Consider the following 23,063-nt stretch of genomic DNA (forward strand, 5'->3'; position numbering starts at 1 on the left):
ATGCGAAGGCGCTTGTCACTACTCCCCGATCACGCCGGCTATGTTCTGGTCGTAGTCGACCAGCGAGCCGGTCATCACGCCGGCCTGTGGGCTCAGCATGTAGGTGATCAGCCGGGCGAGCTGGGCCGGCTTCACCAGTTGGCCCATAGGTTGCGCGGCCTCGGCCTTTGCCAGCCAGTCGTCGGGCGCGTCGTGCCACTTCTTCTGCACGATCGCCTCGCCTTCGGTGTCCATCCAGCCGGGAAGCACCGCGTTGCAGCGGATGCGGTTACGCCGGTACGAGCTGGCGACATTCTTGGTCAGCGTCATCAGCGCGCCCTTGCTGGTCGAATAGGGCGTCAGGAAGGACTGGCCGGCATGGGCCGACATCGACAGCACATTGACGATCGAGCCCGGCGCCTTGCGCTCCAGAAGATGCGCGACAAGGCCCTGCATCAGGAAAAAGGGGCCGCGCACATTGGTGTCGAAGATCTGATCGAAGACCTCTTCGGTGGTTTCCACCAGCGAGCCGCGTGCCGAGGTGGCGGCGGCGTTGACCAGCGCGTTGAGCGTGCCGAAATGGGCGAGCGCGGTCGCAACGGCGCGCTTGCAGTCGGCGACCTTGGCGACGTCGGCGCCGATGAAGATGGCGTCGACGCCGTTCTTCTTCAGCGCGGCGACCGCCTTGTCGCCCTTCTCCTGCGAGCGGCCGATCAGCGCCAGCGCGCGGCAGCCCTCGTCGGCCAAGGCTTCGGCGACGGCGAAGCCGATGCCCTGCGCGCCGCCGGTGACGATGGCGCGCGTTTCCGAATTGCGACCGGCCAAACCGTTCATCGCTCCGCTCCTGTGATCGAATTCAAAGGCTCAATCGACGCGGACGGTCTTGCCGGTCTTGGCCGACTGCAAGGCTGCGTCCGCGAGCTTCAGCGCGACGAGACCATCCTTGCCGCTCGGCGCCGCCTTCCTGCCCGCGGTTGCGGCGGCGATGAAAGCCGCGATCTCGTTGGCGTAGGCGTCGATGTAGCGGGTCATGAAGAAGTCGTGCAGCGGCGGGCGCGTGTAGCCCTTGTCGTTGGCGAGCTCGATCGAGACCGGCCGCTGGTTCTCGGCGGCGACCATGCCCTTCGAGCCATGCACCTCGATGCGCTGGTCGTAGCCATAGGTGGCGCGGCGTGAGTTGGAAATGACGGCCTGCTTGCCGGAAGCCGTTTCCAGAATGACGCTGACGGAGTCGAAATCGCCGGCTTCGCCGATCTTCTTGTCGACCAGCACCGAGGCATGGGCGCTGACGGCCACCGGCTCCTCGCCGAGCAGGAAGCGCGCCATGTCGAAATCATGGATGGTCATGTCGCGAAAGATGCCGCCCGAGCGGGCGATGTAGTCGAGCGGCGGGGCGCCCGGATCGCGCGAGGTGATGGTGACCATCTCGACCGCGCCGATGGCGCCGTCGTCGATCGCCTTGCGAACCGCGGCGAAATGCGGGTCGAAGCGGCGGTTGAAGCCGACCATCAGCGTCGCGCCGGCCTTCTCGACCACGGTGAGGCATTGCTCGACGCGCTTGACGTCGAGGTCGATCGGCTTCTCGCAGAAGATCGCCTTGCCGGCCTTGGCGAAGCGCTCGATGAGATCGGCATGGGTGTCGGTCGGGGTGCAGATGATGACGGCATCGATGTCCTTTGCCTGCTCGATGGCGTCGATGGTGCGCACCTCGGCGCCGTAGGCGGAGGCGAGCTCCGTTGCCGCCTTCTCGAAGGCGTCGGCCACGGCCACCAGCTTGGCCTGCGGGTTGGAGGCAACGGCGCGGGCATGCACCTTGCCGATGCGGCCGGCGCCGAGAAGAGCGAAGCTGAGTGTCATGGAATGTCCTTTGAGGGTGGTTCAGAAAGCTGTCCGCGCCTTCCGGCGCGGACGATTGGTCTTATCCCGTCGTGACGCCCGTCAGGCGGCCTGCAGCTCGGCCTGGCCGGTCTTGGCGCCGGTGATGTAGGCGACGATGTCGTTGCCGTCGGTTTCCTGCTTGCGCAGATTGGCGACGATGCGGCCGCGGCGGAAGACGACGATGCGGTCGACCAGGTCGAACACCTGGCGCATGTTGTGGCTGATCAGGATCAGCGGCTCGCCGTTCTCCTTCAGCGTGCGGATGATGTTCTCGACCTGCGCCGTCTCCTGCACGCCAAGGGCCGCCGTCGGCTCGTCCATGATGATCAGCTTGGAGGCGAAGGTCGCGGTGCGGGCGATCGCCACGCACTGGCGCTGGCCGCCGGACATGTGGCGGATGGTGCTGGAGAGGTTGGGGATCTTCACCGCCGTGCGGACCAGCGCCGCCTCCGTCGCCTTGCGCATGGCCTTGCGGTCGAGGATCGAGAACGGGCCGAGGTTGAACAGCACCTTCTCGCGGCCGAGGAAGAGGTTCGACGGCACGTCGAGATCGTCGGCCAGAGCAAGGTTCTGGAACACGGTCTCGATGCCCGCCTCGCGCGCCTCGATCGGACCGGCGAAGTTCACTTCCTTGCCGTCGAACCAGATCTTGCCGTCGGTGCGCTGCTCGACGCCGGTGATCTGGCGCACGAAGGTCGACTTGCCGGCGCCGTTGTCGCCCATGATGGCGACATGCTCGCCCTTGCGCAGCTCGAAATTCGCCTCCTGCAGCGCGTGCACGCCGCCATAGTGCTTGGTAAGGTTTTCGGTCTTCAGAACGATGTCGGACATGGTCAAGCTCCTATCGCCCGGCGGCGCTGGCGCCATTGATCGAGAACGACTGCGCCGACAATGATCACGCCCTTGACCATCTCCTGGTAGTAGGCGTCGAGGCGCAGGAAGGTGAAGCCGGAGATGATGACGCCGAAGATCAGCGAGCCGATCACGGTGCCGATGATAGACCCGCGGCCTCCCGAGAGCGAGACGCCGCCGATGACCGCCATGGCGATGGCGTCGAGCTCGTACATGACGCCCATGCCGGCCTGGGCGGTGAGGTTCTTGGAGGAGAGCACCACCGCGGCGATCGAGGCGAGGATGCCGGCAATCACATAGACCAGCACCTTGTGGTTGGCGATCTTGATGCCGGACATGCGCGCGGCGTCCTCGTTGGAGCCGATGGCGTAGCAGTGCTTGCCGTATCGGGTGTAGCTCAGGATGAGCTGGAACAGGATCGCCAGCGAGATGAAGATGACGACCGGCATCAGCCCCTTGCCGATGGCGGCGAAGCTGTCGGTCGGAAACGAGATCGGCTGGCCCTTCGACCACCATTTGGCGATGCCGCGGGCGGTTACCATCATGCCGAGCGTGGCGATGAAGGGCGGAATGCGCGTGTAGGCGATCAGCGCGCCATTGATCAGGCCGGCGACGAGGCCGCAGGCGATGGCGACCAGCAGCGGCACGATCACCGGCAGATCAGTCCAGCCCTGCGCCAGGAACATCGCCTTGGGGTTGGGGTTACCGTTGACCGTTGCCACCTGGGCGAAGCTCATGGCGATCATCGCCGTCGCGCCGACGATCGACCCCGAGGAAAGGTCGATGCCGCCGCTGATGATGACTTGCGTCACGCCGATGGCGATAATGCCGACGATCGACACCTGTAGGATGATGATCTGCAGGCGGGCCTCGTTGAAGATCCCACTGACATTTTCACGGGTGTTGAACAGGAAGCTGTCGCCAAGAAACACCCGGCCGATCAATTCGAAGACGACGACAAGAATGACCAGCGCCAGGAACACGTTGAACTCGGCCGGCCAGGGGCGCTTCTTGGCGTCATAGCTCAGCCCGCCGATGCCATGCGATGTCTGTGACACGTCTTCTTCCTCCGAATGACCGCGCCCGCTCTCCCGCCCGGTGGGGCGGGAGAAGGAAGGGTGCGGCGCCGCTTTGTCAGCAGCCGGTTTCAGCCAGTCCGATGCGTCGGAGCGCCGCTCCAGAGTTTGTCTTCACGCAATTCCGGTCGGAAAACCGCTGTGCGGTTTTCCCGGAATTGCGTCGGCGCAGCCTCAGTTCTTCTTCAGGAACTTGTCGATGTTGGCCGGCGTGACGAGCTGGAAGGGGATGTAGACCTTGTGCTCCACCTTCTCGCCCTTGGCGAGCTTCAGCGCCGCGTCGAGCGCGCCGGCGCCCTGGCCGGCCGCGTCCTGGAAGACCGTCACGTCGAGATCGCCCGCCTGCATCGCGGCCAGCGCGTCCTGGGTGGCGTCGACGCCGCCGACCACGACCGACTTCATGTCGATATTGGCGGCCTTCATCGCCTGGATGGCGCCGATGGCGCTTTCGTCGTTGTTGGCGATGACGCCGTCGAACGCCTTGCCGGACGACAGCCAGTTGGTCATCAGGTTCTGCGCCTCGTCGCGCTTCCAGTTCGAGGTCTGCTTGTCGATGATCTTGATGAAGTTGCAGTCCGGGGTGGCGATCACTTCCTCGATGTCCTTGGTGCGCTGCACCGCGGCCTGGTTGGAAAGCTCGCCCATGATCACATAGACATTGACTTCCTTCTTGCCGGCTTCCTTGAACAGGCGGCAGGCCTCCTTGGTCTCGAGCGTGCCGGATTCGGCCTCGTTCGAGGCGACAAAGGCCTGGTTGTCGGGCAGCTTGTCGACATTGACCGGCTCGCGGTTGACGTAGACCAGCGGAATCTTGGCCGCGGCCGCCGCATCCGACATCGCCTGGGTGGCCGAGGTGTCGACCGGATTGACGATGATGGCGTCGACGCCCGAAGCGGCAAAGTTCTTGATCTGGTCAAGCTGCTTGGCGACGTCGTTCTGCGCATCCTCGACCTGCAGCTCGACGCCGTCCATGCCCTTGGCCTGCGCGATCATGCCGTTGCGCAGCACGGTCAGGAAATTGTCGTCGAAAAGAGCCATCGAAACGCCGATCTTGGCGGCGAAGGCGGACGAACTCATCAGCGCCGATAGCGCGACGCCCAAAAGCAGTTTCTTCATTTTAGTTTCTCCTCCACTTGGTGTCCGGCTGCACCGAATTGAACCGGAATCCCCGATCTGTCCGGGGAAACTCTCCCTATGGCCGTTCCGGAGGCGTTTTGCTTGCGCAAATGGAACGCCTGGCCCTCTGTTTGAAACAGTTGTTCCGGAACGAAAGAACCAAAACACCTAGTTGGTGAAATATTTATTCCATTTCGCTTGGCGACGTCAAGGGAGATTCGGAATGCACATGCCGGTTTTTCGATCCTGATCACCGTGACGAAGACCACAGTCGTCGACGCACGGGCCCAGAATCGCGGCAAACCGTCATGAAAGAATCCATCAGCCTGATGGATTCTTTCAGGTCGATCCCATCGCATTGGAGGTCAGTTCCCCGAAACAGGGATTTTGAAAGGTTGCCGTTTGTCTTGGTGGAAGATTTTCCGTTCATTTCCGTGAAATCAGCGCAAACGCCTGGGATTGGTTGAAGCCGTCCCAACGTCGTCATTCTATGGCGGAGCAAGGAGCGAAGCGACGCGACGCAGACCATAGAATGACGATCGCGATGGGCGTTTCGGCCAATCTCCAACGCATGCCACCTGCCAACGCAAACAGAGCCGACCGATCAAAATCCCTGTGCTGGCGGCTCAAATGTTTTCCGGCAGATAGATGTCGAAGGGCAGGAAGGTCTGTCCGGGCGCATTGGCTGCGCCGCTCTCGATGGCACGCGCCATCAGCCCGACAAGCTCGCGGCAAAGCGCGGCGAGCGGCGTCGAGATGACCATGGTGAGGACGTTGTCGGCGAGTGCCGCGCGCGACTCGGCGTTGATCTCGTTGCAGATGACCACCGGTATGTTTGCCGGCTTTGCCGCCCTGAGCGCCGCGACCGCGCCTTCCATGCCGCCGCCGGCGACATAGCAGCCGGCGAGGTCCGGATACCGGGCCAGAAGATCGAGCATCGCATCATGCGTCACCTGGTTGGCTTCTAGGTTGACCAGAGTCTCCATCACGCTGAAGTCCGGCGCGTGCTCGCGAAAATAGGAGCGGAAGCCGATCTCGCGCAGCTCATGGCCGTGGAAGCGGTGGCTGCCGACGAACAGCGCGACCTTGCCGGGTTTTTTCGCGGCCTTGGCGATCATCCAGGCAGCGGTGCGCCCGACCTTGCGGTTGTCCAGCCCGACATAGCCCTCGCGGATGCCGGCGGCGAAGTCGGACAGCAGCGAGAATACCGGCTGCCCCCTCGCCTTCAGCGCTTCCACCGCCGCCGTCAGCGTCGGATGATCGGGGCCGACGACGGCGATGGCCCTGGATTTCGCCGCCAGCCTGCGCATCTGGGCGGCGATCTCGTCGGGCGCCAGCGAGGCGGCGAAGTCGATGGTCGCGGCGCCGCGGAAGCGCTGCGACTGCGAGACCGCAAGTTCCAGCTCGCGCGCGAAGTCGCCGTAGAAGACATCATTGCCCCTGAGCAGCAGGAAGCCGAGGCGGTACTCCGGCAATTCCTGACGCATGCGCTGCTTGATGAGGCCGGCGGCGTGATAGCCGATATCGGTCGCGGCCTCGTAGACCCGGCGCGCCGTTTCCTCGCGTACCGGCAGACGGTTGTTCAGCACCCTGTCGACGGTCGCGACGCTGAAACCGGAAACGCGCGCGAGATCGGTGATTGTCGGCCGCTTTGCCATGAATGCTCCATAGTCTGCCCCGACTCAGGATAGCTCACCGTGATAAAAAATGATAGAAACTATCTTCATGACGTTGAGACTATCATGAGGTAGCGCTATGGTGAAGTGGAAGCCAGCCATGCGCGAGCCCGGCACCGCCGAGGGCTATCCGCCAGGGCTGATGGAGGAACCCGCAATGACGGCAATCACGTCTCCGGCATCGTCCGGACGCGACTACAGCCTGACCGGCCGCGACGCCAGGCTCGCGGTCGAGAACGGGCTTGCGGCGGCCGAGTGGTATCACACCGAGATCCCGCGCAAAAAGATGAAGGAGCTGATGCAGCGCTCCGACCAGCCGGCGATCCGCGACACCGTCATCTGGCTTGCCGCGCTGATCCTCAGCGCCGCGGGCGGCGCCTGGTTCTGGGGCAGCTGGTGGTGCGTGCCGTTCTTCTTCGTCTACGGCACGCTCTACGGCTCCTCGACCGATTCCCGCTGGCACGAATGCGGCCACGGCACGGCCTTCCGCACCCAGTGGATGAACGATGCCGTCTACCAGCTCGCCTGCTTCATGATCATGCGCAATCCGGTGACCTGGCGCTGGAGCCATACGCGCCACCACACCGACACCATCATCGTCGGCCGCGACCCGGAGATCGCCGTCATGCGGCCGCCGGACCTTCTGCGCGTGGCGTTGAACTTCTTCGGCATTGTCGACGCCTGGCACGCGATGGTCGACATGGTGCGCAATGCCGCCGGCGTCGTCAGCGCCGCGGAAAAGACCTTCATCCCGGAACAGGAGCAGCCCAAGGCGATCCGCGCCGCCCGCATCTGGCTCGCCGTCTACATCGCGACCATCGCGCTGGCGCTCTACCTGCATTCCTGGCTGCCGCTGATGCTGGTCGGCCTGCCGCGCCTCTACGGCGCCTGGCATCACGTCATGACCGGGCTGCTGCAGCATGGCGGCCTCGCCGACAATGTCATCGACCACCGCCTGAACAGCCGCACGGTGCTGATGAACCCGATCAGCCGGTTCATCTACTGGAACATGAACTACCATGTGGAGCACCACATGTTCCCGATGGTGCCTTATCACGCGCTGCCCAGGCTGCACGAAATGATCAAGCACGACCTGCCGGCACCGACGCCGTCGATCCTGGCCGGCTATCGCGAGATGATCCCGGCCTTCCTGCGCCAGCTGCGCAACGAGGAGTATTTCCTCAAGCGCGAGCTGCCGCCGACGGCAAAGCCTTACCGGGAAGAGCTGCACAACGACAATCCGGTGGCGGCCGCGGCCGAGTGACCGGTTCAGAAACGCTGACCATCCATTTGCCGGAGGACGACATGAGCGACTGGGTCGAGGCCTGCGCGGCCGGAGACATCGACGAAGAGGACGTGATCCGGTTCGACCATGCCGGCCGCACCTACGCCATCTACCGCAGCCCGGACGACGAGTATTTCGCGACCGACGGCCTGTGCTCGCATGAGAAGGTGCATCTGGCCGACGGACTGGTGATGGACGACATCATCGAATGCCCCAAGCACAATGGCCGCTTCAACTACAAGACCGGCGACGCACGCGGCGCACCGGTCTGCGTCAACCTCAGGACCTACCCGGTCAAGGTCGACGCCGGCAAAGTCCTCATTCAGCTCGGGTAACGGCGATGGCGGGAGGAATGGTGATCATCGGCGCCGGCGAATGCGGCGGGCGCGCAGCGCTTGCGCTGCGCGATCTCGGCTATGAGGGGCCGGTGACGCTGGTGGGCGACGAGCCGCATCTGCCCTACGAGCGGCCGCCGCTGTCGAAGGATGCGATGACCAGCGAGGCGCCGCTCATCAAGGCGATCGCCAGCGACGAGCTCCTGGCCGAGCGTTCCATCCGCCACATCCACTCCGTCCGCGCCGTTGCGGTCGATCGCGCCGGGCATAGGGTGAGCCTGTCCGACGGCTCTTCCCTTTCTTACGACAAGCTGCTGCTCGCGACCGGATCCCTGCCGCGCAAGCTGCCGATGCCGGGCCTTGGCGGGGGTTGCGTTTACCTCAGGACCTTCAACGACGCGCTCGCCATCCGTGCCCATCTCAAGCCCGAGAACCGTGTCGCCATCATCGGCGGCGGCTTCATCGGCCTCGAGCTCGCCGCCTCGGCGCGCAAGCTTGGCGCCGCGGTCACCGTCATCGAAGCGCAGCCGCGCATCCTGATGCGCGGCGTGCCGGCCGAGATCGCCGAGGTCATCCACAAGGCGCATGAGGCCGAAGCCGTGAACGTCCTCACCGGCCAGGGCATCACGGCGATCGCCGATGACGGCGCCGAAGTCCGCATCACGCTTGCGGACGGGCAGGACGTTGTCGCCGATCTCGCGGTGATCGGCATCGGCGCGGTGCCGGTGACGGCGCTCGCCGCCGAAGCGGGGCTGGCGATCGATAACGGCATCGCGGTCGATAACACGCTGCGCACCGGCGATCCCGATATCTTCGCCGCCGGCGACTGCTGCTCGTTCCCGCTCGCCATCTATGGCGGCCGGCGCGTGCGGCTGGAAGCCTGGCGCAACGCGCAGGAGCAGGGCGCGCTCGCGGCGACGAACATGCTCGGCGCCAACGAGGCGCATGCCGCCGTGCCGTGGTTCTGGTCGGATCAGTATTGGCTGACGCTGCAGATAGCCGGGCTTTCCGACGAGGGCCGCTCGATCGTGCGGCGCGACCTCGACGACGGCGCCTTCATCCTGTTCCACCTGGCCGAGGACGGCAGGCTGGTTGCGGCCAGCGGCATCGGCCCGGGCAATGCGGTGGCGCGCGACATCCGGCTGGCCGAGATGCTGATCGCGAAACGGGCGGCGCCGGCGCCGGAGGCGCTCGGCTCGCAAACAGTCAAGCTGAAGTCACTGCTGGCGGCGTGAGCGGCGCTATCAGCCAGTCAAAGGTGAGAGACAAAGATGGCCCGCAACAGACCGACCGTCGCCGATCTGCAGGCGCTGAAGGGCAAGCGCCAGCTTTCCAAGCTGCGCGTCTTCTCACTGGAGGAGGCGGAGGCAGCCGAGCGCGCAGGCATCGACCTCATCTCGGTCCCTTACGACGTGATGTTCGACCCGCGCTTTCGCGATGCCGCGCCGACCTGCTTCGCCATTCCGGGCGACGAACGCATGAAGCTCGGCGCAACCACAAACGAGATCCTGCGCATGGCGGTAAAGCTGCGCGCGGCCGGCGCCGACGCCATGTATTGCTCGGCCAGCCTGCAGACCATCCGCCGCCTGCGCGACGAGCACATTCCGGTCTGCGGCCATGTCGGCCTGATCCCGGCGCATGCGACCTGGACAGGCGGCTTCAGGGCCGTCGGCAAGACCGCCGAGAGCGCTGCCTTCGTGTGGAAGCAGGTCAAGGACCTCAAAGCCGCCGGCGCCTTCGCGGCCGAGATCGAGGTGGTTCCGGCGGCCGTCGCCAGCGCCATCTCGCGGCGCACGCCGCTGATCATGATCTCGATGGGCGCCGGCGCGGGCTGCGACGCGCAATACCTGTTCTCGGAAGACGTGCTCGGCACCAATCGCGGCCATTATCCGCGGCATGCCAAGCGCTATCGCGACTTCGCGGCGGAATTCGACCGCCTCCAGAACGAGCGCATCGCCGCCTTCCGCGAATATGCCGACGACATCCAGTCCGGCGCCTATCCGGGACCGCGCCACATGGTCGAGGCTGATGCCGAGGAAATGCACAAGTTCGAGGCGTATCTCGCCTCGGAAGGGTACTGAGGCCCCTCGGGCCCCTAGAACAGCGCCTTCAGTTCGTCCAGCTTGTCGTTGACCAGCCAGCCGTAATAGTTCTCCTCGGGCAGCTTTTCCGGTTCGCCGGCGGCGCGGCGCTTCTCGTTCTCTTCCTTCAGCGCGTAGGCGCGCTGCTCGGGATTGCCGACATTGTAGAGCGTGGCGGTCAGGCCCGGATTGTGCGAGATGTCGAAGCCGGCGATGCTTTTATAGGCGTCGATCGACTTCCTGATGGTCGCGGCGACGTAGGGCAGCGTCAGGTCCGGATCCATGATGGTCTTGTAGACCGTGTTCGGATCGTTGACGTCGAGCTCGGGCAGGCCGGAGACCTTGTGCACAAGATCGCTCATCTGCAGCGCCGTCAGCGGGTTGAGCTGGCCGAGCCCAAATGTCTGGCCGGCATAGTAGGGCTGGAAAAAGATGGCGCCGAAGCGGTCGTTGGGGAAGCTGGTTCCGCCGACGGTCTTGCCGCGGAAGGAATGGTTCCACACCTGCTCGCGGCATTCCCAAAGATCGTAGCTGTCGTCCGCGCCCGAGCATTTCCTGAATTCCGGACGCTGGACGAAATCGCTGACGTCCTCGCCGTCATAGGCGAAGGTGAGCTTGCTCGACAAATAGGACATCGCCTTGACGTAATAGGTCTGCAGCCGGTCGTAGGCGTCGACATTGTAGGTGTGCTCGCCGACGATGGCGCCGACGATATGCATCGGATCGATACCGTAGGTGGCCGCCACTTTCGTGATCTTGGCGCGAAGCTCGGCATCGTTCCGCAAGAGCGCGTAGACCTTGCGATACTTGGCCTGGAAGGTGGTGTTGGTGGCCTGGGTGCGCCGGCTGGAGGCGCCGGGGATATCCGGCTGCACGCCGTTGCGATTGCCCGGCGGCACCATGGTTGCGGCATCGGCTATCGATATGGCCGATGCCAAAGCCAGGCCGAGAAAGAGGAGGATAAGCTTCTTCATGCGCCGCCGCCCTGGACCGGCTCAGCTGTCGCCGATCCGTTCCAACCACTTATTTTTACACAATTTCGGACGGAAAACCGCTGCGCACTTTTCCTGAAATTGCCGTCGAAATCGGCGGCAACCTAGGTAAAGGCGGCAGGAGAGTCGAGAGAAGGCAACGGCATGTCACCAAGAATGGTGGCCAGTTGCTTCCATTTGGCCACACTTTGGATTTCGGGCCGGCACATATGCCGGCCCGAAATGAACTCGGCGGTCAGAGGATGAACCGCGACAGATCGGTGTTGCGCGACAGGTCGCCGACATGCTTCTGCACATAGTCGGCATCGATGGTGACCTTCGTGCCGTTGCGGTCCGGCGCGTCGTAGGAGATCTCGTCCAGCACCCGCTCCATCACCGTCTGCAGGCGCCTGGCGCCGATGTTCTCGACGCTGGCGTTGAGGTCGACGGCGATGCCGGCGAGCGAATCGATGGCATTGTCGGTGAAGGTGAGATCGACGCCTTCGGTCTTCATTAGCGCGATATACTGCTTGATGAGGCTGGCCTCGGTCTCGGTGAGGATGCGGACGAAATCCTCTTTCTCCAGCGCGCGCAATTCGACGCGGATCGGCAGGCGGCCCTGCAGCTCCGGCAGCAGGTCCGACGGCTTGGAGACGTGGAACGCGCCCGAGGCGATGAACAGGATGTGGTCCGTCTTGATCGGCCCGTATTTGGTCGCAACCGTCGTGCCTTCGACCAGCGGCAGCAGGTCGCGCTGCACGCCTTCACGTGAAACGCCGGCGCCGATGCCGCCTTCGCGCGAGGCGATCTTGTCGATCTCGTCGATGAAGACGATGCCGTCGTTCTCGGCCGATTCCAGCGCCCGCCGCACCACCTCGTCCTGATCGAGCAGCTTGTCGGACTCGTCATTGACCAGAAGCGCATAGGAATCGCGCACCGTGGTCTTGCGGCTCTTGGTCCTGCGGCCGCCCATCGCCTTCGACAGCATGTCGTTGATGTTGAGTACGCCGATGTTGGCGCCGGGCATGCCGGGGATCTCGAAGCCAGGCATGCCGCCGGAGCCGGTGTCGGCCACCTCGATCTCGATCTCCTTGTCGTCGAGCTCGCCGTCGCGCAGCCTCTTGCGGAAACTATCGCGGGTGGCCGGGCTCGCCGTCTTGCCGACGAGCGCCTCCAGCACGCGCTCCTCGGCGTTGACCTGGGCGCGCGCGCTGACGTCCTCGCGCATCTTCTCGCGCGTCAGGCCGATGGCGACCTCGACGAGGTCGCGCACGATCTGCTCGACGTCGCGGCCGACATAGCCGACCTCGGTGAACTTGGTGGCCTCGACCTTGACGAAGGGCGCGCCGGCGAGCCGCGCCAGGCGGCGCGAGATCTCGGTCTTGCCGACGCCGGTCGGGCCGATCATCAGGATGTTCTTCGGCATCACCTCTTCGCGCATCTGGCCTTCCAGCTGCTGGCGGCGCCAGCGGTTGCGCAGGGCGATCGCCACGGCGCGCTTGGCGTCCTTCTGGCCGATGATGAAGCGGTCGAGTTCGGAAACGATTTCGCGGGGGGAGAAGGTGCTCATAATACTCAAATTCCACTTTGCCACTGCTTGATGGACTCGAACGGATGCAGCAGCATGATCACGTTGAGCGTCAGATTGTCCCGGATGATGTAGCCCGTGCCGAACTCGAAAATGAGCGCCAGGGCCACGATCACCCATATAGGGAGCTTTCGCGCCATCACAAATCCCAGCACCATGAACAGCGTGTCGGACACCGAGTTGATGACGCTGTCGCCGTAGTAGTTGAGAGAGATAGTGCCGGCGCGGTAGCGGTCGATGATGAAGGGGCTGTTTTCCAGGACTTCCCAGCCGCCCTCGATGAGGACGGCGAAGGCCAGCCTCAGCCCGACCGGCGAGCGCGGGAACAGGAACGTTGCCAGCGCGTAGAACAGGAAGCCGTGGATGACGTGCGAGAAGGTGTACCAGTCGGCGATGTGCTGGGAATTCTCCGAGCTGTTCACCACGCCATGCCAGAGCTTGACGTAGCCGCAGGTGCAGATCGGCGGATGGCCCATGCCGTAGAGGACGCCGGCCTGGAAAACGACCAGGGCGAGCACGAGCAGCAGCCCCATGCGCCAGCTGTCCTCATAGGCCGAGAGCGTCTTGTCCTCGCCAAGCGTGTTCATCCGGTCATTCCCCCTCTTCTTCGTCGCTTTCGGCCGCATCGACGGCCATCAGCACGACGTCCCCATATTGCGATTGCCTGCGGCCGATCGGCCTGAAGCCGGCCTTTTCATAGGCGCGGATGGCGCGGCCGTTGTCGGGATGCGGATCGATGATGACGCGCGGCGCGCCTTCCTCGAACAGCGCCCCGACGAACTGGCGCACGATTGCCGAGCCGTGGCCGATGCCGACCAGGTCCGGCGGGCCGATCGACAGATCGATGCCGAGCGTGCCGAATGGCTGGTCGGCGTAAGGATGGTCGTCCTCAAGATGCGGATCGTAGCTCTGCAGGTAGGCGATCGGCCTGCCGTTCAGCTCGACGATCAGCGGCTCCACCGAAACCGAGGAGATGTGCTCGCGGATCTCGGCGATCTCCTTTTGCGGGTCGTCCCACCACTGGGCGACATGCGGCTCGGCAAGCCAGCGGGCGATCATCGGCAGGTCCTTTTCGGTGACCGGCCGGAAATCGTAGCTATCGTCCTGTTCGACCATGATCTTTTCCAAAAACCGGTTCCCACTTTTTGGGATCATGGCCAGTTGCCTCAGGCGGCATCGAGCGTTTCGACGACGAAGTTGCTGTTGGTGTAGACGCAGATATCGGCCGCGATCTGCATCGCCTTGCGGGCGATCTCCTCGGCGTCCTTGTCGGTGTCCATCAGCGCGCGGGCGGCGGCCAGCGCGTAGTTGCCGCCGGAGCCGATGGCCATGACGCCATGTTCGGGCTCGAGCACGTCGCCGGTGCCGGTCAGCGCCAGCGAGACCGACTTGTCGGCCACCAGCATCATCGCTTCCAGGCGGCGCAGATAGCGGTCGGTGCGCCAGTCCTTGGCGAGCTCGACGCAGGCGCGCGTCAGCTGGTCGGGATATTGCTCGAGCTTGGCCTCGAGGCGCTCGAGCAGGGTGAAGGCGTCGGCGGTGGCGCCGGCAAAACCGGCAATGACGCTGCCGCCCTTGCCGATCCGGCGCACCTTGCGGGCGTTGCCCTTCATGATGGTCTGGCCGAGGCTGACCTGGCCGTCGCCGGCGATCACAACCTTGTTGCCCTTGCGCACGGTGACGATGGTCGTGCCGTGCATGGTGAGTTCATTCGACATTTCGAGCTCCGATTCGCGCTATCCCTTTTCAAAGGCGATTGGCGCGGTACGAGTGACTTTTGACGCCATATGTATGCATGTGGCGGGTGATTGCAAACCGCCTCCGGCAGAGGCCGATACCGCCTGGAATGGCAACTGGCAATCGCCGGATCATGCTGATAGAAGGCTCTCGTTTTCAAGCCCGCGCCTCCGAACAGGACAGACTGATGCCGCCCCGGTCCGCAGAAATCAGCCGCAAGACCAAGGAAACCGAGATTACCGTGTCGGTCCATGTCGACGGCAAAGGCAAATCCGACATTTCGACGGGCGTCGGCTTCTTCGACCATATGCTCGACCAGCTGTCGCGCCATTCGCTGATCGACATGACGATCAAGGCCAAGGGCGATCTGCACATCGACGACCACCACACGGTCGAGGATACCGGCATCGCGATCGGCCAGGCGCTGAGCAAGGCTTTGGGCGAGCGACGCGGCATCATGCGCTATGCCTCGATCGACCTGGCCATGGACGAGACGCTGACAAGGGCGGCGATCGATGTTTCCGGCCGGCCGTTCCTGGTCTGGAACGTCGTCTTCTCGTCGCCGAAGATCGGCACCTTCGACACCGAGCTGGTGCGCGAATTCTTCCAGGCGCTGGCCCAGAATGCCGGCATCACGCTGCATGTGACCAACCATTACGGCGCCAACAACCACCATATCGCCGAGACCTGCTTCAAGGCGGTGGCCAGGGTTCTGCGCGCGGCGCTGGAGCCCGATCCGCGCCAGCCCGAAGCGGTGCCGTCCACCAAGGGGTCCCTGAAAGGATAGCCCGATGGCCATCTATGTCGTGATGGAGCCGCCGACAGGCGGCAACAAGGCCGAGGATGCGACCCTGGTGCGCGACGGCTTCACCTGGCTCGGCTTCCTGTTCTCGCCGCTTTGGCTCGCCTGGCGCCGGCTGTGGATCGAGGCCCTGCTCACCTTCGTCGTCATGGCCGTGCTGTCGGCGCTCGGCGAAAAGCTCGGCCTCGAGTGGGCCGGATCGGCCCTGTCGCTCTTGGTGTCGCTCTATATCGGGCTCGAAGGTCAAGGGCTGCGGATATCGGCGCTGCGCCGCCGCGGCTGGCGGGAATGGGGGGTGGTCGAGGCCGGCACGCACAGTGACGCGGAGGTCCGCCACGCGCTGGAAACCGACGAGCGAACCGAAGGGCAGGCACCGATGCCGCGCATCGTTCCCGATACGAGCCTGGCGCGCCCGGCGCAGACGGGCATGGCGCTGGGCCTGACCCATACGCCCGGAAGGCCCTGACATGCGGGTAGCGATCATCGATTACGGGTCGGGCAATCTGCGCTCGGCCACCAAGGCCTTCGAGCGCGCCGCGCATGAGGCGGGCATTGCGGCGACCATCGATCTCACCGCCGACGCCGAGCGGGTGCGCAGCGCCGACCGCATCGTGCTGCCGGGCGTCGGCGCCTATGCCGACTGCGCCGCCGGCCTCCATGCCGTTGCCGGCATGTGGGACGCGGTGGAAGAGGCGGCCCTTCGCAAGGCGCGGCCTTTCCTCGGCATCTGCGTCGGCATGCAGCTGATGTCGGAACGCGGGCTGGAAAAGACGATCACCAAAGGGTTTGGCTGGATCGCCGGCGACGTCAAGGAAATCACGCCGGCCGATCCGACGCTGAAAATCCCGCAGATCGGCTGGAACACGATCGAGCTTCAACGCAAGCATCCGCTGTTTTCGGGCATCGAGACCGGCCCGAAGGGGCTGCATGCCTACTTCGTCCACTCCTACCACCTGGAAACGAGGAACCCTGCCGAAGTGCTGGCGACGGCCGACTATGGCGGCCCGGTGACGGCGGCGGTTGCCCGCGACAACCTTGCCGGCACGCAGTTCCATCCCGAGAAAAGCCAGGCGCTTGGCTTGGCGCTGATCGCCAATTTCCTGAAGTGGAGGCCTTAGGCCATGGGCAAGAAGGGCTACTGGATCGCCATGATCGATATTCGCGACACGGGCGCGTACAAGAACTACATCGAGGCCAATGCGAAGGCCTTCGCCAAATATGGCGCCAAGTTTCCGGTCCGGGCAGGACGCTACACGAGCCCGGAGGGGCCGACGGGGAACCGCCATGTGGTGGTGGAGTTTTCATCCTACGATACGGCGCTCGCCTGCTACGAGTCGCCGGAATACCAGGAAGCCTTGAAGTTCCGGCTGGCGTCGTCGACCGGCCATTTCGTCATCGTCGAGGGCGCCTGACCGTGATCCTCTTTCCAGCTATCGACCTCAAGGACGGCAAATGCGTGCGCCTCAAGCATGGCGACATGGCAACCGCCACCATCTACAACGATGACCCGGCAGCCCAGGCGAGAGCCTTCGAGGAGCAGGGTTTCGAATGGCTGCACGTGGTCGACCTCAACGGCGCCTTCAAGGGCCATAGCGTCAATTCCGCCGCGGTCGGCGCCATCCTCAAGGCGACGAAAAACCCGGTGCAGCTCGGCGGCGGCATCCGCACGCTGGCGCAGATCGAGGACTGGCTGGACCGCGGCCTGACGCGCGTCATCCTTGGCACGATCGCGGTGCGCGAGCCCGAGCTGGTGAAGCAAGCCTGCAAGGCCTTTCCCGGCAAGATCGCCGTCGGCATCGATGCCAAGGACGGCAAGGTCGCTGTCGAGGGGTGGGCCGAAGCCTCGGAGCTCGGCGTCATCGAGCTGGCGAAGAAGTTCGAGGGCGCGGGCGTCGCCGCCATCATCTACACCGATATCGATCGCGACGGCGTGCTTTCCGGCATCAATTGGGACGCCACCATCGATCTCGGCGAGGCGGTGTCGATCCCGGTGATCGCGTCCGGCGGGCTGGCCTCGATCGCCGACATTGTGCGCATGACCATGCCCGACGCGCAAAAACTCGAAGGCGCGATCTCCGGCCGGGCGCTTTATGACGGCCGCATCGATCCGGCGGAGGCGCTGGCGATCCTGCGCGGCGAGACGATGGAGGCAAGGCCGTGAACGTCTCGATCATCCTGGCATCCTATGACAGCGGCCACTATCACGGCGGTTGCGGCCAGGGTCCGGACGCGCTGATGGCCGGCGGCCTGGCCGAGGCGCTCAAGCTTGCCGGCCACGACATCGACGTCCACGACATCGGCAGGGTTAGCGAGGACGAGCAGGCGCGCGAGATCGCAACCGGCTTCGCGGTCTGCAACGCCGTTTCCGGCGAGGTTCGGATTGCCCGCGACAACGGCCGGTTTCCCATCGTGCTCGCCGGCAACTGCCTGACCAGCGCCGGCGCGGTGGCCGGCGAAGGCGCCGACGCCATCATCTGGGCCGACCAGCACGGCGACATCAACACGCCGGATACCTCGACATCGGGCTTTCTCGACGGCATGGCGCTGGCGACGGTGCTCGGCCTCTGCTGGCGGCCGATGGCGGGGCAGATTCCGGGCTTCAAGGCAATCGATCCCGCCCGCTCGGTGCTCGTCAATGCACGCGACCTCGACACAGCGGAAAGGGAACTGCTGGAAAAGCTCCCTATCATCCGCGCGGAATGCCCCGACTGGTCGCGCGCGGGCGAGAGGCTGAAGGCGGCCCGCGCGGAGCTGGTGCACATGCATATCGACCTCGACGTCCACGACCCGGAAGAATTGCAGGCCAACCGCTACGCGACGCCCGGCGGTCCCGGACCGGACGAGTTGCGACAAGCCATGTGCGGCATTGCCGGCGCGTTGCCCGTCGCCGGCCTCACCATCTCCGCCTATGATCCTGCCTTCGATGCCAAGGGTGAGGTGCCGCCGCTGGTCGGCGAGCTGCTGGTCGACCTGCTCGCGACACTCGGGAGAAGCTGATGCTGAAGGCCCGCGTCATTCCTTGCCTCGACGTCAAGAACGGCCGTGTGGTCAAGGGCGTCAATTTCGTCGATCTCATCGATGCCGGCGATCCGGTCGAGGCGGCCAAGGCCTATGACGCGGCGGGCGCCGACGAGCTCTGCTTCCTCGACATCACCGCATCGTCCGACAATCGCGAGACGATCTTCGACGTCGTCGCCCGCACCGCGGAGCAATGCTTCATGCCGCTGACCGTCGGCGGCGGCGTGCGCCAGGTGGCCGACATCAGGAAGCTGCTTCTGGCCGGCGCCGACAAGGTGTCGATCAACACGGCGGCGGTGAAGAACCCGGACTTCGTCACGGAAGCCGCCGACAAGTTCGGCAACCAGTGCATCGTGGTGGCGATCGACGCCAAGAAGGTGTCGGCGGCCGGCGAGGCCGACCGATGGGAGATCTTCACCCATGGCGGGCGCGAGAAGACCGGCATCGACGCGGTCGAATTCGCCAGGAAAATGGTCGATCGCGGCGCCGGCGAGATCCTGCTTACCTCGATGGACCGCGACGGCACCAAGGCCGGCTACGACATCGGGCTCACCCGCGCCATCGCCGACGCGGTACGCGTGCCGGTGATCGCTTCGGGCGGCGTCGGCACGCTCGACCACATGGTCGAGGGCATCCGCGACGGCCATGCCGGCGCGGTGCTTGCCGCCTCGATCTTCCATTTCGGCACCTACACCATCGCGCAAGCCAAGGCGCATATGGCCAAGGCCGGCCTGCCGATGCGGCTGGACTCGCCGGTTCAACGGGCTTAAAGCATGATCCCGAAAAGTGGGACCCGGTTTTCGGAAAAGATCATGCTTAAACAAGCAGATAGATGACTGCCATGGCTCAATTTTCGCTCGCCGAGCTAGAAACGATCATCCATCAACGCGCCCATTCCGGCGACCCGGACTCGTGGACGGCGAAGCTGTTCGCCAGGGGCATGGACAAGGCGGCGCAGAAGCTCGGCGAGGAAGCCGTCGAGACCGTGATCGCCGCCGTGCGCGGCGACCGGCAGAGCCTCGTTTCGGAAAGTGCTGATCTTATATATCATTGGCTGGTCGTTCTCGGCATCGCCGGCGTGCCGCTGGACGAGGTTGTGAAGGAGCTCGAGGGCCGCAGCGGCCGCTCGGGCATTGCCGAAAAGGCGTCGCGGCCCAAGGGCTGACCGAAAGAGACGGATAGAGCATGATGTCGCCCGGAAACCGCTTCGCCCTTTTCGGCATCATGCTCTAGGAGGGCAGGAGGCTCGATGGACCAGCTCGCTCCGACCGAGAAATATTCCCCCTATCGTTTCTTCTCGGCCGAGCAATGGTCACAGTTCCGCGCCGATACGCCGCTGACCCTCACCGAGGACGAGATCGACCGGCTGCGGTCGCTGAACGACCCGGTCGACCTCGAGGAGGTCAAGCGCATCTATTTGTCGCTTTCCCGCCTGCTTTCCGCGCATGTCGAGGCGAGCCAGCTGCTGTTCCGGCAGCGGCAGGCCTTCTTCAACGCGCAGGATGTGGTCAAGACACCGTTCATCATCGGCATCGCCGGCTCGGTGGCGGTCGGCAAATCGACCACGGCGCGCGTGCTGAAGGAACTCCTGGCGCGCTGGCCGTCGAGCCCCAAGGTCGATCTCATCACCACCGACGGCTTCCTGCTGCCCAACGAGGTTCTGCGCCGCGACAACCTGATGGAGCGCAAGGGCTTTCCCGACAGCTACGACGTCGGCGCGCTGCTGAGATTCCTGTCCGGCATCAAGTCGGCGCAGCGCGACGTCCGCGCGCCGGTCTATTCGCACCTGACCTATGACGTCATCCCCGGCGAGTTCGTCACCATCGACAGGCCGGACATATTGATCTTCGAAGGCATCAACGTGTTGCAGCCGGGCAAGCTGCCCAAGGACGGCAAGATCGTGCCGTTCCTGTCCGATTTCTTCGACTTCGCCATCTATATCGACGCCGACGAGAAGTTGATCCACCAGTGGTACATCCAGCGCTTCATGCGCCTGCGCGAGACCGCCTTCCGCAATCCGGACTCCTTCTTCCACCGCTATTCGCAGCTTTCGGAGGATGCCGCGCGCGCCATCGCCGAAGGCCTGTGGAGCAACATCAACCTGAAGAACCTGCGCGAGAACATCCTGCCGACCAGGGCGCGCGCCGATCTCATCCTGCGCAAAGGCGCCAATCACCTGGTCGAAGAGGTGGCGCTGCGGAAACTCTGATCGAATGCGGCGGCGTGGAGCGCCGCGGACCGGCGCGTCGCGCTGATGCGGTTCAGCGACGTGCTTCAGGTGTTGGCTTGATGCATGTCGTTCTCCCAAAACAAGGAGACGAGCCTCAGAAAACCGCGGCGGCCGCCACGGGACGATCGACGGTTCGGGCCGGCAGGCTCGGCACTGGCCGGCGGTCCGCGGGGATCAGCTTGCGGGCCACGACGTAAATCGCAAGCACGACGATGGCCGCGACATAGCCGTCAATGGCGTAGTGCCACGCCAGATAGACCGAACTGATCGCGACAAAGGCCACATAGAGCAAAGCGACGGCGCCGAGCCGGCGGCTGTATTCGCGCACGAACAATGCGTTGAGCATCGCAAGACCGACGTGGACACTGGGGAACGCCGAGATGCCTGTAGCGAACCCGGTCTGCTTGGCCTCATACAGCGACCATAGATATTGCTGATAGAAAGCAGCCGAGTTGCTCGATGCGGCACCGCGGGCGAGGAATGCAAGCTGCTCGCCAAACCGCGCCGTGTCTCCCGTGACCGCGCCGTAAAATGCCGGACCTGCCGACAGGAACAGCGCCGCCAGGATGTTCCCGACGACAATCCAGACCGCCATGAAGCAGGCGAGATAGCGCGTGCGGACCGATGCCACCATCGGCGATGTCGCGACGAAGAACAAGGCGCCGAAATTCAGCAGAAACCAGAAGACGTTGTAGTTCCACTCTATCACGGCGCGCACCCGATCGCTTTCGGCCACAGCGTAGAGCCAGCGCCACGGATCGGTGCCAAAATGGAGGAAAGCGTCGATGTTGGCCTGCACGACGTCGTATCGAAAGCCGCCCTGCCAGACCGACATCCCGTTTTTCACGGAGGTGAAGTTGCCCTGGAAGATCATGAGCGCCATGAGAAGGCACAACCCCGATAGCGAATATGCCAGCCGCTCGGTGGAAAACACCCTTTTCACGACTAGACGCCGCCGGGAATTGAAACGATGTATGATGAAAATTGCGTCGGCAAGAACGGCCATTGTGGGCAATACGAAGCCGTTGAGCGAAATCCACGACCCGAAATATATCGAGAACGCGAGGCGATCGGCGGCGCCTATCGCGTTCAGAAAGATCAGCCCGGCCAGAACATAGATGACGATGGCCAGATAGAGACCCGAATCCCTGCGAACGAGTTGGACCGCCTCCCTGACGATCGCCCACACGCCGCGCAGGACCGAATAGCTTTCCGTCATTGCCAGACCCCAGGCTGCAACAGCTGACCCGTCTTTATGAGAGAAAATTATAGATTTGGTTAGCTTTCGGGCACCGTCACCCGCCGCAGCGTCAGATTAATGCGGCCGCCATTCTTCAGCAGCGCCGACGTCGCGGGGTAGATGCGGTCGACGCCGTGGTACGAGAGACGCCCCTCGCCGCCCAGCACGACGACATCGCCGCTCTTCAGCCTGAACGACTTCGTGCCGCCTTCGCGCGTGGTCTGGCCGACCCGGAACAGGCAATCGTCGCCCAGCGACACCGACACGACCGGTGCTTTGAAATCCTGCTCGTCCCGGTCCTGGTGCAGGCCCATCCTGGCGTCCGCCGAATAGAAATTGACCAGGCAGGCCTCCGGCGGATGCGCATAGGCCGACACCTCGCGCCACAGTTTCAGCAGGGCTTCGGGGATCGGCGGCCACGGCTGGCCCGTCACCGGATGCGTCGGCTGGTAGCGATAGCCGCGCTCGCGGTCGGTCACCCAGCCGAGCGTGCCGCAATTGGTCATGCGCACGCTCATCTCCTTGCCGGTGCGCGGCATGGCCGGCACGTAAAGCGGCGCGGCCTGCACGACGCGCCTGATCTCCTCGACCAGCGCTTCCTGCGCCGCGCGCGGCAGATAGCCCGGCATGTGCCGAACGCCCTTGGGCAGAACGAGCATGAGATTCGATCCGATCAATTCGCCCGAGCATGCCATCGATAAGATGGCTCCGCGACCCGAAAGCGGATCCGCCGCCGGATCTCGGCCTCAGTCGTTCTCCACCCGGCCGCGCAGCTTCTTCACCGTCGCGCGCCCGGCCTTGGTCTTGAGGCGCCGCTCGACGGCGCCCTTCGAGGGTTTCGTCTTCTTGCGCGGCGGCGGCGGCGGCTCGGCCGCCTTGCCGACCAGTGCCGTCAGCCGCGCCCGCGCGTCGGCGCGATTCTGCTCCTGGGTGCGGAAACGCCCGGCTTCGATGACGATGACGCCATCCTTGGTGGCGCGCTGGCCGGCAAGCTTGATGGCGCGCGCCCGCACCCGCTCCGACAGGCCCGGCGCGTTTGCCGCGTCGAAGCGCAACTGCACGGCGGTCGCCACCTTGTTGACGTTCTGGCCGCCCGGACCGGAAGAGCGGATGAAATCCTCGTGCAGGTCGCCCGGATGGATGACCGCGTCGCTGGCAATGATGATCCTGTCGTCGGCACTCATGCGCGCAGTCATGGC

Annotated in this window: 27 protein-coding genes; 13 read left to right on the plus strand and 14 right to left on the minus strand. The window is 64.4% G+C overall.

The features are described from left to right. Window positions 1–18: 18 nt before the first annotated feature. From EN874_RS11230 to EN874_RS11255, 6 genes are all read right to left on the minus strand, one after another. A complete protein-coding gene (locus EN874_RS11230; protein ID WP_127424829.1) occupies window positions 19–813 on the minus strand; it encodes an SDR family oxidoreductase in 795 nt (264 codons plus the stop codon). Window positions 814–843: 30 nt separating this feature from the next. Then, entirely contained in the window at window positions 844–1,836 is a 993-nt protein-coding gene (gene iolG, locus EN874_RS11235; protein WP_127424830.1) for an inositol 2-dehydrogenase, read from the minus strand. 81 nt (window positions 1,837–1,917) lie between these two features. Next, window positions 1,918–2,688, minus strand: a complete 771-nt coding sequence (locus tag EN874_RS11240) for an ATP-binding cassette domain-containing protein (protein ID WP_127424831.1) — start codon at window positions 2,686–2,688, stop codon at window positions 1,918–1,920. 2 nt (window positions 2,689–2,690) lie between these two features. After that, the gene (locus tag EN874_RS11245; protein WP_127424832.1) at window positions 2,691–3,767 is read right to left on the minus strand and encodes an ABC transporter permease; all 1,077 of its coding nucleotides are present in this window, start codon (window positions 3,765–3,767) and stop codon (window positions 2,691–2,693) included. Window positions 3,768–3,959: 192 nt separating this feature from the next. Further along, window positions 3,960–4,901, minus strand: a complete 942-nt coding sequence (locus EN874_RS11250) for a sugar ABC transporter substrate-binding protein (RefSeq protein ID WP_126086505.1) — start codon at window positions 4,899–4,901, stop codon at window positions 3,960–3,962. Window positions 4,902–5,527: 626 nt separating this feature from the next. Beyond that, window positions 5,528–6,559 carry a LacI family DNA-binding transcriptional regulator gene (locus EN874_RS11255; protein WP_127424833.1) on the minus strand — a complete coding sequence of 344 codons (1,032 nt, stop codon included), beginning with the start codon at window positions 6,557–6,559 and terminating at the stop codon, window positions 5,528–5,530. Window positions 6,560–6,734: 175 nt separating this feature from the next. Here EN874_RS11255 and EN874_RS11260 point away from each other — a divergent pair, with 175 nt between their 5' ends. The 4 genes from EN874_RS11260 to EN874_RS11275 are packed head-to-tail and all read left to right on the plus strand — an operon-like array spanning window position 6,735 to window position 10,278. After that, on the plus strand, window positions 6,735–7,841 hold the full coding sequence (locus EN874_RS11260) for a fatty acid desaturase family protein (protein WP_127425033.1): 1,107 nt from the start codon (window positions 6,735–6,737) through the stop codon (window positions 7,839–7,841). Between the two features lie 41 nt (window positions 7,842–7,882). After that, window positions 7,883–8,197: a MocE family 2Fe-2S type ferredoxin gene (locus tag EN874_RS11265; RefSeq protein ID WP_126089629.1), complete on the plus strand. Its 315-nt coding sequence runs from the start codon at window positions 7,883–7,885 to the stop codon at window positions 8,195–8,197. 17 nt (window positions 8,198–8,214) lie between these two features. Then, entirely contained in the window at window positions 8,215–9,432 is a 1,218-nt protein-coding gene (locus EN874_RS11270) for an FAD-dependent oxidoreductase (protein WP_189394114.1), read from the plus strand. Window positions 9,433–9,468: 36 nt separating this feature from the next. Beyond that, window positions 9,469–10,278: a 3-methyl-2-oxobutanoate hydroxymethyltransferase gene (locus EN874_RS11275; RefSeq protein WP_127424835.1), complete on the plus strand. Its 810-nt coding sequence runs from the start codon at window positions 9,469–9,471 to the stop codon at window positions 10,276–10,278. A gap of 14 nt (window positions 10,279–10,292) precedes the next feature. On the opposite strand, the gene EN874_RS11280 is transcribed toward EN874_RS11275, so the two are convergent. The 5 genes from EN874_RS11280 to hslV form a co-directional block, all read right to left on the minus strand. Beyond that, complete coding sequence (locus EN874_RS11280) at window positions 10,293–11,252, minus strand: DUF1402 family protein (RefSeq protein ID WP_127424836.1); 960 nt, start codon at window positions 11,250–11,252, stop codon at window positions 10,293–10,295. Between the two features lie 253 nt (window positions 11,253–11,505). Beyond that, the gene (gene hslU / locus EN874_RS11285) at window positions 11,506–12,819 is read right to left on the minus strand and encodes an ATP-dependent protease ATPase subunit HslU (RefSeq protein ID WP_126086510.1); all 1,314 of its coding nucleotides are present in this window, start codon (window positions 12,817–12,819) and stop codon (window positions 11,506–11,508) included. A gap of 5 nt (window positions 12,820–12,824) precedes the next feature. Beyond that, a complete protein-coding gene (locus tag EN874_RS11290) occupies window positions 12,825–13,424 on the minus strand; it encodes a DUF2585 domain-containing protein (RefSeq protein WP_127424837.1) in 600 nt (199 codons plus the stop codon). A 4-nt stretch (window positions 13,425–13,428) separates the two neighbouring features. Next, complete coding sequence (locus EN874_RS11295; RefSeq protein ID WP_127424838.1) at window positions 13,429–13,953, minus strand: GNAT family N-acetyltransferase; 525 nt, start codon at window positions 13,951–13,953, stop codon at window positions 13,429–13,431. Window positions 13,954–14,003: 50 nt separating this feature from the next. Next, window positions 14,004–14,555, minus strand: coding sequence for an ATP-dependent protease subunit HslV (hslV, locus tag EN874_RS11300; RefSeq protein ID WP_127424839.1), 552 nt, complete (start codon window positions 14,553–14,555; stop codon window positions 14,004–14,006). Between the two features lie 206 nt (window positions 14,556–14,761). Between hslV and hisB the strand changes: the two genes are divergently transcribed. The 9 genes from hisB to coaA all read left to right on the plus strand — a co-directional run bounded on the left by hisB (window position 14,762) and on the right by coaA (window position 20,603). Next, a complete protein-coding gene (hisB, locus tag EN874_RS11305; RefSeq protein ID WP_127424840.1) occupies window positions 14,762–15,361 on the plus strand; it encodes an imidazoleglycerol-phosphate dehydratase HisB in 600 nt (199 codons plus the stop codon). A 4-nt stretch (window positions 15,362–15,365) separates the two neighbouring features. Next, the gene (locus tag EN874_RS11310; protein WP_127424841.1) at window positions 15,366–15,842 is read left to right on the plus strand and encodes a DUF2628 domain-containing protein; all 477 of its coding nucleotides are present in this window, start codon (window positions 15,366–15,368) and stop codon (window positions 15,840–15,842) included. Between the two features lies 1 nt (window position 15,843). Further along, the gene (gene hisH, locus EN874_RS11315) at window positions 15,844–16,494 is read left to right on the plus strand and encodes an imidazole glycerol phosphate synthase subunit HisH (RefSeq protein ID WP_127424842.1); all 651 of its coding nucleotides are present in this window, start codon (window positions 15,844–15,846) and stop codon (window positions 16,492–16,494) included. A 3-nt stretch (window positions 16,495–16,497) separates the two neighbouring features. Further along, window positions 16,498–16,788 carry a DUF1330 domain-containing protein gene (locus tag EN874_RS11320; protein WP_127424843.1) on the plus strand — a complete coding sequence of 97 codons (291 nt, stop codon included), beginning with the start codon at window positions 16,498–16,500 and terminating at the stop codon, window positions 16,786–16,788. 2 nt (window positions 16,789–16,790) lie between these two features. After that, the gene (gene hisA, locus EN874_RS11325) at window positions 16,791–17,537 is read left to right on the plus strand and encodes a 1-(5-phosphoribosyl)-5-[(5-phosphoribosylamino)methylideneamino]imidazole-4-carboxamide isomerase (RefSeq protein ID WP_127424844.1); all 747 of its coding nucleotides are present in this window, start codon (window positions 16,791–16,793) and stop codon (window positions 17,535–17,537) included. Further along, complete coding sequence (locus EN874_RS11330; RefSeq protein WP_127424845.1) at window positions 17,534–18,373, plus strand: arginase family protein; 840 nt, start codon at window positions 17,534–17,536, stop codon at window positions 18,371–18,373. Before hisA ends, EN874_RS11330 begins: the two co-directional genes overlap by 4 nt. Continuing rightward, window positions 18,370–19,164 carry an imidazole glycerol phosphate synthase subunit HisF gene (gene hisF / locus EN874_RS11335; RefSeq protein ID WP_168247456.1) on the plus strand — a complete coding sequence of 265 codons (795 nt, stop codon included), beginning with the start codon at window positions 18,370–18,372 and terminating at the stop codon, window positions 19,162–19,164. Before EN874_RS11330 ends, hisF begins: the two co-directional genes overlap by 4 nt. Before the next feature lie 71 nt (window positions 19,165–19,235). Beyond that, window positions 19,236–19,559 (plus strand): phosphoribosyl-ATP diphosphatase, encoded by a 324-nt coding sequence (locus EN874_RS11340; protein WP_127424847.1) that lies wholly within the window; start codon window positions 19,236–19,238, stop codon window positions 19,557–19,559. A gap of 84 nt (window positions 19,560–19,643) precedes the next feature. Next, a complete protein-coding gene (coaA, locus tag EN874_RS11345; protein WP_127424848.1) occupies window positions 19,644–20,603 on the plus strand; it encodes a type I pantothenate kinase in 960 nt (319 codons plus the stop codon). Between the two features lie 115 nt (window positions 20,604–20,718). On the opposite strand, the gene EN874_RS11350 is transcribed toward coaA, so the two are convergent. The 3 genes from EN874_RS11350 to arfB all read right to left on the minus strand — a co-directional run bounded on the left by EN874_RS11350 (window position 20,719) and on the right by arfB (window position 23,048). Continuing rightward, a complete protein-coding gene (locus tag EN874_RS11350; RefSeq protein ID WP_168247433.1) occupies window positions 20,719–21,813 on the minus strand; it encodes a phosphatase PAP2 family protein in 1,095 nt (364 codons plus the stop codon). Window positions 21,814–21,902: 89 nt separating this feature from the next. Beyond that, window positions 21,903–22,523 (minus strand): alpha-ketoglutarate-dependent dioxygenase AlkB, encoded by a 621-nt coding sequence (locus tag EN874_RS11355; RefSeq protein WP_127424850.1) that lies wholly within the window; start codon window positions 22,521–22,523, stop codon window positions 21,903–21,905. Window positions 22,524–22,610: 87 nt separating this feature from the next. After that, on the minus strand, window positions 22,611–23,048 hold the full coding sequence (arfB, locus tag EN874_RS11360) for an alternative ribosome rescue aminoacyl-tRNA hydrolase ArfB (RefSeq protein ID WP_126086525.1): 438 nt from the start codon (window positions 23,046–23,048) through the stop codon (window positions 22,611–22,613). Window positions 23,049–23,063 lie beyond the last annotated feature (15 nt).

The organism is Mesorhizobium sp. M1D.F.Ca.ET.231.01.1.1 (assembly GCF_003999155.2).
Lineage (GTDB): Bacteria > Pseudomonadota > Alphaproteobacteria > Rhizobiales > Rhizobiaceae > Mesorhizobium.

Coding starts and splice junctions, on each gene's coding strand:
- EN874_RS11230 (WP_127424829.1), bottom strand. CDS start 813: ATGAACGGTTTGGCCGGTCGCAATTCGGAAACGCGCGCCATCGTCACC.
- iolG (WP_127424830.1), bottom strand. CDS start 1,836: ATGACACTCAGCTTCGCTCTTCTCGGCGCCGGCCGCATCGGCAAGGTG.
- EN874_RS11240 (WP_127424831.1), bottom strand. CDS start 2,688: ATGTCCGACATCGTTCTGAAGACCGAAAACCTTACCAAGCACTATGGC.
- EN874_RS11250 (WP_126086505.1), bottom strand. CDS start 4,901: ATGAAGAAACTGCTTTTGGGCGTCGCGCTATCGGCGCTGATGAGTTCG.
- EN874_RS11255 (WP_127424833.1), bottom strand. CDS start 6,559: ATGGCAAAGCGGCCGACAATCACCGATCTCGCGCGCGTTTCCGGTTTC.
- EN874_RS11260 (WP_127425033.1), top strand. CDS start 6,735: ATGACGGCAATCACGTCTCCGGCATCGTCCGGACGCGACTACAGCCTG.
- EN874_RS11265 (WP_126089629.1), top strand. CDS start 7,883: ATGAGCGACTGGGTCGAGGCCTGCGCGGCCGGAGACATCGACGAAGAG.
- EN874_RS11270 (WP_189394114.1), top strand. CDS start 8,215: ATGGTGATCATCGGCGCCGGCGAATGCGGCGGGCGCGCAGCGCTTGCG.
- EN874_RS11275 (WP_127424835.1), top strand. CDS start 9,469: ATGGCCCGCAACAGACCGACCGTCGCCGATCTGCAGGCGCTGAAGGGC.
- EN874_RS11280 (WP_127424836.1), bottom strand. CDS start 11,252: ATGAAGAAGCTTATCCTCCTCTTTCTCGGCCTGGCTTTGGCATCGGCC.
- hslU (WP_126086510.1), bottom strand. CDS start 12,819: ATGAGCACCTTCTCCCCCCGCGAAATCGTTTCCGAACTCGACCGCTTC.
- EN874_RS11290 (WP_127424837.1), bottom strand. CDS start 13,424: ATGAACACGCTTGGCGAGGACAAGACGCTCTCGGCCTATGAGGACAGC.
- EN874_RS11295 (WP_127424838.1), bottom strand. CDS start 13,953: ATGGTCGAACAGGACGATAGCTACGATTTCCGGCCGGTCACCGAAAAG.
- hslV (WP_127424839.1), bottom strand. CDS start 14,555: ATGTCGAATGAACTCACCATGCACGGCACGACCATCGTCACCGTGCGC.
- hisB (WP_127424840.1), top strand. CDS start 14,762: ATGCCGCCCCGGTCCGCAGAAATCAGCCGCAAGACCAAGGAAACCGAG.
- EN874_RS11310 (WP_127424841.1), top strand. CDS start 15,366: ATGGCCATCTATGTCGTGATGGAGCCGCCGACAGGCGGCAACAAGGCC.
- hisH (WP_127424842.1), top strand. CDS start 15,844: ATGCGGGTAGCGATCATCGATTACGGGTCGGGCAATCTGCGCTCGGCC.
- EN874_RS11320 (WP_127424843.1), top strand. CDS start 16,498: ATGGGCAAGAAGGGCTACTGGATCGCCATGATCGATATTCGCGACACG.
- EN874_RS11340 (WP_127424847.1), top strand. CDS start 19,236: ATGGCTCAATTTTCGCTCGCCGAGCTAGAAACGATCATCCATCAACGC.
- coaA (WP_127424848.1), top strand. CDS start 19,644: ATGGACCAGCTCGCTCCGACCGAGAAATATTCCCCCTATCGTTTCTTC.
- EN874_RS11355 (WP_127424850.1), bottom strand. CDS start 22,523: ATGCTCGTTCTGCCCAAGGGCGTTCGGCACATGCCGGGCTATCTGCCG.
- arfB (WP_126086525.1), bottom strand. CDS start 23,048: ATGAGTGCCGACGACAGGATCATCATTGCCAGCGACGCGGTCATCCAT.